Origin of the sequence: Massilia sp. CT11-108 (assembly GCF_047302915.1) — a bacterium.
Taxonomy (GTDB): Bacteria; Pseudomonadota; Gammaproteobacteria; order Burkholderiales; family Burkholderiaceae_D; genus Telluria; species Telluria orientalis.
Genome location: NZ_JBKYMO010000276.1, coordinates 1 through 7,648 on the forward strand (window position 1 = coordinate 1; position 7,648 = coordinate 7,648).

Annotated in this window: 9 protein-coding genes and 1 pseudogene; 1 reads left to right on the plus strand and 9 read right to left on the minus strand. The window is 65.1% G+C overall.

From position 1 onward, the window contains the following. The 9 genes from ACEN88_RS20005 to flgB all read right to left on the minus strand — a co-directional run. The coding region (locus tag ACEN88_RS20005) for a rod-binding protein (protein WP_413342344.1) at positions 1–447 on the minus strand (447 nt) is incomplete at its 3' end. 14 nt (positions 448–461) lie between these two features. Further along, entirely contained in the window at positions 462–1,568 is a 1,107-nt protein-coding gene (locus ACEN88_RS20010) for a flagellar basal body P-ring protein FlgI (protein ID WP_413342346.1), read from the minus strand. A gap of 67 nt (positions 1,569–1,635) precedes the next feature. After that, entirely contained in the window at positions 1,636–2,325 is a 690-nt protein-coding gene (locus ACEN88_RS20015; RefSeq protein ID WP_413342347.1) for a flagellar basal body L-ring protein FlgH, read from the minus strand. Further along, positions 2,322–3,104: a flagellar basal-body rod protein FlgG gene (flgG, locus tag ACEN88_RS20020; protein ID WP_413342349.1), complete on the minus strand. Its 783-nt coding sequence runs from the start codon at positions 3,102–3,104 to the stop codon at positions 2,322–2,324. The genes ACEN88_RS20015 and flgG overlap by 4 nt, the downstream gene beginning before the upstream one ends. Positions 3,105–3,287: 183 nt before the next feature. Next, positions 3,288–4,028: a flagellar basal-body rod protein FlgF gene (flgF, locus tag ACEN88_RS20025; protein WP_413342351.1), complete on the minus strand. Its 741-nt coding sequence runs from the start codon at positions 4,026–4,028 to the stop codon at positions 3,288–3,290. 111 nt (positions 4,029–4,139) lie between these two features. Next, positions 4,140–5,687 (minus strand): flagellar hook protein FlgE, encoded by a 1,548-nt coding sequence (locus ACEN88_RS20030; protein ID WP_413342353.1) that lies wholly within the window; start codon positions 5,685–5,687, stop codon positions 4,140–4,142. A 43-nt stretch (positions 5,688–5,730) separates the two neighbouring features. Next, complete coding sequence (locus ACEN88_RS20035; protein ID WP_413342354.1) at positions 5,731–6,438, minus strand: flagellar hook assembly protein FlgD; 708 nt, start codon at positions 6,436–6,438, stop codon at positions 5,731–5,733. A gap of 28 nt (positions 6,439–6,466) precedes the next feature. Next, complete coding sequence (gene flgC, locus ACEN88_RS20040; RefSeq protein WP_036233823.1) at positions 6,467–6,865, minus strand: flagellar basal body rod protein FlgC; 399 nt, start codon at positions 6,863–6,865, stop codon at positions 6,467–6,469. Between the two features lie 2 nt (positions 6,866–6,867). Then, a complete protein-coding gene (gene flgB, locus ACEN88_RS20045) occupies positions 6,868–7,296 on the minus strand; it encodes a flagellar basal body rod protein FlgB (RefSeq protein ID WP_371770181.1) in 429 nt (142 codons plus the stop codon). Between the two features lie 164 nt (positions 7,297–7,460). Between flgB and ACEN88_RS20050 the strand changes: the two are divergent. Next, positions 7,461–7,648 (plus strand): annotated as a pseudogene (locus ACEN88_RS20050) (flagellar basal body P-ring formation protein FlgA); the annotation flags it as partial.

Consider the following 7,648-nt stretch of genomic DNA (forward strand, 5'->3'; position numbering starts at 1 on the left):
CCAGAAAATGGCCAAGCGCGGCATCGTGTCCGGATCGGCCTGCATGCGCAGCGCGGCGGCGCCGCCGGTGGCACCCGCCTGCCGATCGCCGCCGATGCCCAGCGCCTGCTTGTTCATGTCCTGCATCAGCTGCTGGCCCTTCTGCTGCACGGTCAGCTGGCGCACGAGCACCTCGGCCAGGCCGATGCCGCGCTTGGCCATTTTCTGGCTCATCTGCTGGTCCAGCATGCCCGTGAACGTCTTCGTTTCCTGGCTGTCCGTCATGCCGTCCTGCGGTGTCGCGTCGCGCATGCTCTTCATCATCATGTTGACGAACATGGATTCGAACTGCGTGGCGGCCCCCTTCAGCGCTTCCGGCGAGCCGGCTTTCGCCGACTGCTTGAGGTCGCCGAGGCTGTTGGCGTCGAGCGCAAATTTACTGGACAGGTCGGAAGTGGAACCGAGCATGGTGGCCTCGCTGGTCAGATGATTTCGAGTTCGGCGCGCAGCGAACCGGCCGCCTTCAGGGCCTGCAGGATCGCGAGCAGGTCTTGCGGCGTGGCGCCGATGGCGTTCATCGCCTTGACGACTTCGGCCAGCGACACGCCGCCGTTCAGCATGATGACCTTGCCGGCGTCCTTCTTGACGGACACCTGCGGCGTCTGCGTGACGACGGTGCGGCCCAGCGAACCGGGGTTCGGCTGGCTCACCTGCGTGTCGGCGCCGATGCTGACGGACAGGTTACCGTGCGAAATCGCGCACGGGTCCAGCGTGACGGAGCGGTTCATGACGACGGAGCCCGTGCGTGCATTGAGGATGACCTTCGCGGCCGCTTCGGCCGGCTTGACGTCCATGCCTTCCAGGATGCCGAGAAAGGTGACGCGCTGGTCGCTCGACGACGGCACGCGCACGCGGATCACGCGGCCGTCCAGTGCCGTGGCGATGCCCGGACCGAACTTGTCGTTGACGGCTTCCACGACGCGGCTGGCGGTGGCGAAGTCCGTCGTGTTCAGTTCCAGCTTGACCTGGTTGTCGGCACCGAGGTTCGACGCGACGGCGCGCTCGACCGTGGCACCGCCCGAGATGCGGCCGACGGCCAGTTGATTGACCTGCACCTGCGCACCGCCGCCCGACGCACCCGCGCCGCCGACGAGCACATTGCCCTGGGCCATGCCGTACACCTGGCCGTCCGCGCCCTGCAGCGGCGTCATGAGGAGCGTGCCGCCGCGCAGGCTCTTCGCGTTACCCATCGACGAGACGGTCACGTCGATCGTCTGGCCCGGCTGCGCGAATGCCGGCAGCGAGGCCGTCACCATCACGGCCGCCACGTTCTTCAGCTGCAGCTGCGCGCCGGGCGGCAGGCTGATGCCCTTCTGCTGCAGCATCGCCGTGATCGACTGCACGGTGAACGGAGTCTGCGTCGTCTGGTCGCCGGTGCCGTCGAGACCGACGACGAGGCCGTAGCCGGACAACTGGTTCTGGCGCACGCCGCCGATGCTGGCGAGATCCTTGAGGCGCTCGGCGTGGGCGGTCGTCGCGGTCAGCGGACCAAGCAGTGCGGCGCAGAGGGCGATGATTTTGAAGTTCATATTTAGTCAGTCGGGGTCAGAGCCCACCCGTGTAAACCGGGCTCTGACCCCGAATCGTTACGAATAGTTAAAATGGCAGCAGCGATTGGAAGAAGCGCGACATCATCGAGGTCATCTCGGCGCGGTCGATCTGGCTGTTGGTGCGGTATTCGACACGGGCGTCGGCGACCAGCGTCGACTGCACGATATTGCCGGCCTGGATCGAATCCGGATTCACCATGCCCGAGAAGCGGATGAATTCGACGCCCTTGTTCATGGCGATCTGCTTCTCGCCCACGACGATCAGGTTACCGTTCGGCAGGACTTCGGACACCGTCACGCCGATCGTGCCCGTAAAGGCGTTCGACGCGGTCTGGGTGTCGCCGTCGGCATACTTGATGCCGCTGCTCGTGGCGAGATTGCCGCCCAGGCGGCCCTGCAGCGGACCGGGCACGTTGAGCTCGGCGCTGCCCGACTTGTTGCCGGTGCTGGCGCCGCTCTTGTTGGCGGCCGTCTTCTCGACGATGCTGACCGTGAGCACGTCGCCGATGTGGCGCGCGCGGCGGTCTTCGAACATCGGGCGGAACGTGTTGGAATTGTAGATCGCGCCTTCGGTCGGCGTGCCGCCATCGGCCAGCATCGGGCGCACCGACGTCGGGCCCTTGACGATCGACGTCGGGGTGGCTGCGCAGCCGACGAGCGCCATGGCGAGCGTCGCCACGGCGGCGGTCGTCGTCCCCGCGAAGGCGGGGATCCAATTTTTACTCACCGTTTTCATAACTGGGAAATCTTTGCCAGCATCTGGTCGGACGTGGTGATCGCCTTGCTGTTGATCTCGTACGCGCGCTGCGTCTGGATCATGTTGACCATCTCTTCGACGACGTTCACGTTGGACGTTTCGACATAGCCCTGCATCAGCACGCCGGCGCCGTTCGTGCCCGGGGTGCTGGCCTGCGCGGTGCCGGACGAGCCGGTCTCGGCATACAGGTTCTCGCCCAGCGATTCCAGGCCGGCCGGGTTGACGAAGTTCGCCACCTGGATCGAGCCGATCTGCGTGGGCGCCACGGTGCCCGGCGTCGTGACGGACACGGTGCCGTCGCGGCCGACGGTCATCGTCAGCGCGTTGCTGGGCACGGTGATGGGCGGCTGCAACACGTAGCCGCTGGAGGTGACGAGTTGGCCGTTGTTATCGGTCTGGAACGAGCCGTCGCGGGTGTAGGCCGTGGTACCGTCCGGCATCAGGACCTGGAAGAAGCCCGAGCCGTTGATCATCACGTCCTTCGAGTTGCCGGTCTGCTGGGGGTTGCCCTGCGTGTGCAGGCGCTCGGTGGCGACGGCGCGCACACCGGTACCGATCTGCAGGCCGGACGGCAGCTGCGTCTGTTGCGAGGATTGCGCGCCGGGCTGGCGCACGTTTTGATACAACAAATCCTCGAACACGGCACGCGACTTCTTGAAGCCGTTCGTGCTGACGTTGGCGAGGTTGTTGGTGACGACGTCGAGGTTGGTCTGCTGCGCTTCCAGGCCAGTTTTCGCGATGTAAAGCGAACGGATCATGGTGTTCTCCTATGGGCGCCTGCAAACCTGCTCCGCGTTGCATCGTCGGTCTGCGATGCTCGCTGTACTTTCGTACAGCTGCGCTTCTCAACCAACGCTGCTGCCGCTCGCGACGGTTTTCAGGGGCCCCTACACGGCGACGGCAAACCCGTCACCCACCATGAAATTATGTCCCAGAAGAAATCAAGTCAAAGCGAGGATCTGCGTCGCTTTCGCCGCGTTATTCTCCGCGTTCTTCAACAGGCTCATCTGTGTCTCGAGAGAACGTGCCAAAGAGATCATGTTCACCATCGAGTCGACGGCGGAGACGTTACTGCCTTCCAGCGCGCCGCTCGTCACCGTCACGGCCGGGTCGGCCTGCGCCGGGGTGCCGTCCTGCTGGCGGAACAAGCCATCGTCGCCGCGCACGAGCTGTTTCTGGTCCGGATTGACGAGTTTCAGGCGGCCGACGATGGTGGACGTGGCCGGCACGGTGTCCGTCGTCAGCGACGCGATCGAACCGTCCTTGCCGACGGAGACCGTCGTATTCGGCGGAATCGCGATCGGACCACCCTCGCCCATCACCGTCTGGCCGTTCGCGGTCTGCAGGATGCCGTTGGGGCTGATCTGCAGCGAACCGTTGCGCGTATAGGCTTCGGTGCCGTCCTGCATCTGCACGGCGATCCAGCCCTGGCCCTTGATGGCCACGTCGAGATCGCGACCCGTCACCTGCAGCGGGCCCGCCGTGAAATCCGCGCCGACCGTGTTGTCGACGACAAATGCGCGCGTAGGCAAGCCTTCGCTGACGACGGGCACGGCGCGGAACGTATCCAGCTGGGCGCGGAAGCCCGTCGTGGACAGGTTGGCCAGGTTGTTCGACGTCGTGGCCTGCTGTTCCAGGATGTGCTTGGCGCCGGAGGCGGCGGTGTAGATCAGGCGGTCCATGAATTCTCCAAATTGCCACGTCGTTCCCGCGAAAGCGGGAACCCATGCTGAGCAACAGAATTCGGAAGCTCAGTATGGATTCCCGCGTGCGCGGGAATGACGAATCACGCGTTAGCGCAGGTTCACCAGCGTCTGCAGCACCGAGTCCTGCGTCTTGATCGTCTGGGCATTGGCCTGGTAGACGCGTTGGGCCGTGATCATGTTGACCAGTTCGGCCGTCAGGTCGACGTTCGAGCTTTCCGTCGCCGACGACTGCAGCACGCCGAAGCCGCCCGTGCCCGCCGTGCCCAGCAGCGGCGTGCCGGAGGCCGACGTTTCGGCCCACGAGTTGTTGCCGATCGGCTCCAGCCCGCCCGCGTTCGTGAAGTTGGCGAGGACGACCTGGCCCAGCGCCTTGGTCTGGCCGTTGCTGTACTGGCCCAGCAAGGTGCCGTCGGCCGCGGCCGAGAAGCGCTGCAGGTGGCCCGGCTTGTAGCCGTCCTGCGTGGTCAGTTTTTCGCTGGTGTCGGAGCCGTATTGGGTGCTGCCGTTGAAGCCGACCTTGATCGACAGGGTTTCCTTGGCGCCCGTCGCCGGGTAGATGGGGAAGTCCACGGCCAGCGGCAGCGTCTGCGGCGACATCAGCGCGGCCGACAGCGCGCCGTTCGAATCGAACTTCAGCGTGCCGATTGCGACCGGCGTCACCGACACGGCGGCGGCAATGTCCTTGTCGACCTGGTCCGGGGTATAGCCGGCCGTGCCACCCGCGTCAGTGGCGGCCGTCTGGATCGCAGTGACGGTGGCCGGCGTAGCACCAGCCGCGCTGGCAGCGGCGCTGACGGCGGCGGAGGCCGCGGCAGCATAGCCGGACAGCGCTTGTGCGATGGCGGCCGGGTCCGGCGGCGCCGCTTTCGTCGCGGCAAGCCACGTATCTCGCGCGGCTTGTGCGGCCGGGTCGCTCGAGGACGCCTTCGCCGCCTCGACGTTGGCCATCTCGGTGCCGTCGGCGCCAGCGTACACGTCCCAGATGCCCGACGGCCCTGAGCCCGGATTGGCCGGCGGCCTCTTTACATAGAACAGCGACAACGTGTGCTCGTTGCCCAAGGTGTCGTACACGCTCACGGGCACCTGTTTGTTGTACGTGGTGGCGTCGTTGGCATTGAACGGGAGGGTCGGCGCGGCTTCGCGCGAGTCCAGATTGATCGACGTATCGACCTTGGTGGTCGCGACCGGCTTCATGTCGGCCGTGCTGATCTGCAGCGGTTTCGGCGTGCTGGCCAGGATCTGGCCATTCGGGCTGACGCCATAGCCCGTCACGTTGGCGCCCTGCGGCGTGACGATGTAGCCGTTCTTGTCCAGCGAGAACTGGCCGTTGCGGGTGTACTGGACGGTGCCCGAAATCTCGGTGCGGAAGAAACCGGCGCCGTTGATGGCGATGTCGAGCGGGTTGGCCGTCGTCTCGATATTACCCTGGGTGAACTGCTGGGCGATGGCCGCCACGCTCACGCCGATACCGGCCTGGGTCGCGCCCGCGCCGTTCAGCGAGCGGGCGTAGACGTCCGCGAATTGCGTGTTCGAGCCCTTGAAACCGACGGTGCTCGAGTTGGCGATGTTGTTGCCGATGACGTCCAGCGATTTCGCTGCGCCGTTCAAGCCGCTCAGGCCTTGTTGGAAGGACATGTTGTGCTCCTGTTATTCGTTCGTTTCGCGGTACCGACCGCGCTTAGAGGACTTGCTTGATGTCGGCCAGCGTGAGCGCGCCCTTGCCGGACAGGTTCAGCTTGACGCCATCGGCGCTGTTGGTGGTGACGCTGGCGACGCTGTCGAACGACAGGCCTTTCGCGTCGGTCAGGTTGGCGCCGGCGCGCGTCGCCACGACCTTGAACGTGTAATTGCCGTCGGCCAGCGTGACGGGCTTGCCGTTGCTGTCCAGCTTTTTCGGATCGGGCACGCCGTCCCACGCGAGCGGCATGACACCGGCCTTCTGCGCGCCCATGTCGATCGTGTCCACTTCGTTGCCCTTGGCATCGCTGATGACGATCTTGACATTGTCGGCATCGGTGGCCAGTTCGGCACCCAGGATCGCCTTGCCGCTCGACAGCGTGACGCCGCTGCCTTCGACGAGCACGCCGTGGCCGATCAGCCCCGTCGCCTGCATCGCTTCCGAGCTCTTGTAGCTGGACTGCAGCGATTCCAGGGTCGTATTCAGCTTGTTCACGCCCGTCACGGTCTGCAGCTGCGCGAGCTGGCTCGTCATCTGGGCGTTGTCCATCGGGTTCAGCGGATCCTGGTTCTGCAGCTGGGTCACCAGCAGGGTCATGAACTTGTCCGTGTCCGCGGAGACGCCGTCCGTGCTGGTCGGCTTCTTCGAGTTCATCGTCGACATCAGGTCGGTGATGGGGGTGCTGGTGGTATCGGTTACGGTCGCCATGGGAGCGTGTCAGAAAGAGTGGATCGGATTACTGGCCGAGGGTCAGTGTCTTGAGCAGCATGGTCTTGGCCGCGTTCATGGTCTCGACGTTCGTCTGGTACGAGCGCGACGCCGACAGCATGTTGACCATCTCGTCGACCACGTTCACGTTGGGCATCGACACATAGCCCTTGTCATCGGCGAGGGGATTCTTGGGGTCGTACACCTGCTTCAGGGGCGACGCATCCTCGACGACTTCGCGCACCTTGACGCCCGTGCCGCTGTCCATCGGGACGGCCTCGAACACGACCTGCTTGGCGCGGTAGGCTTCGCCCGTGGCGCTCGTCGCGCTGTCGGCGTTGGCGAGGTTGCTGGCCGTCGTGTTCAGGCGCTGGGCCTGGGCGCTCATCGCGGAGCCGGCCACGTTGAAGACATTAAATAAGGACATGATTACTGGCCTCCCTGGATGGCTGCGAGCATGTTGCGGATCTGCTGGTTGAGCATCGTGATGCCGGCTTCGTAGCGCAGCGCGTTGTCGGCGAACTGGGTGCGTTCGGTGTCCATGTCGACCGTGTTGCCGTCGACCGCGCCCTGGGTCACCGTGCGGTACAGCACGGGCGTGGCGCCGTCGCCCAGCGTCTTGCCGTCGGCGGCCGCCTGGCCGTTCGGATAATGGGCGGCAGCCGTCGTGTTCAGCGGCCCCGTGTTCGTCGCGCGGGCCAGCGCACCCTGCAGCGCGCTGGAGAAATCGATGTCGCGCGCCTTGAAGTTCGGCGTGTCCGCGTTGGCGATGTTCGACGCGAGCAATTCCTGGCGCTGCGAGCGCAGGCTCAGCGCGGTTTCATTGAAACGCAGGTACTCGTCGAGTTTGCCGATCATGATTACTCCAGGCATGGGGTGGTGGACAGGATGGATCATACGGACCGGCGGACTCTTCCAATCGGGCAATAAAGCGACCCAAAACCCGGCTATTCGGCGATTCGATGGCGGCGTGCGGGACCTAAGATGGCACCGTCGCAAAAAACCGTATCGCTCACTTATTCATGAAACGCACGCTCATTACCGCCCTGCTCATCGGCTCCGCCGCGCTGGCGCACGCGCAGACGGCGCCCGCTGCCGGCCGCCAAAACGTCAACGCGCTGCGCACCGTCGTCGAGCAATTCCTGCGGACGCAGACGGCCGGCCTGCCCGGCACCGTGACGGTGAAAGTGGGCGCGATCGACGCCCGCAC

What these genes read in the sequence shown, in the direction of transcription:
- ACEN88_RS20010 (WP_413342346.1), bottom strand. Translation starts at nt 1,568, where the DNA reads ATGAACTTCAAAATCATCGCCCTCTGCGCCGCACTGCTTGGTCCGCTG.
- ACEN88_RS20015 (WP_413342347.1), bottom strand. Translation starts at nt 2,325, where the DNA reads ATGAAAACGGTGAGTAAAAATTGGATCCCCGCCTTCGCGGGGACGACG.
- flgG (WP_413342349.1), bottom strand. Translation starts at nt 3,104, where the DNA reads ATGATCCGTTCGCTTTACATCGCGAAAACTGGCCTGGAAGCGCAGCAG.
- flgF (WP_413342351.1), bottom strand. Translation starts at nt 4,028, where the DNA reads ATGGACCGCCTGATCTACACCGCCGCCTCCGGCGCCAAGCACATCCTG.
- ACEN88_RS20030 (WP_413342353.1), bottom strand. Translation starts at nt 5,687, where the DNA reads ATGTCCTTCCAACAAGGCCTGAGCGGCTTGAACGGCGCAGCGAAATCG.
- ACEN88_RS20035 (WP_413342354.1), bottom strand. Translation starts at nt 6,438, where the DNA reads ATGGCGACCGTAACCGATACCACCAGCACCCCCATCACCGACCTGATG.
- flgC (WP_036233823.1), bottom strand. Translation starts at nt 6,865, where the DNA reads ATGTCCTTATTTAATGTCTTCAACGTGGCCGGCTCCGCGATGAGCGCC.
- flgB (WP_371770181.1), bottom strand. Translation starts at nt 7,296, where the DNA reads ATGATCGGCAAACTCGACGAGTACCTGCGTTTCAATGAAACCGCGCTG.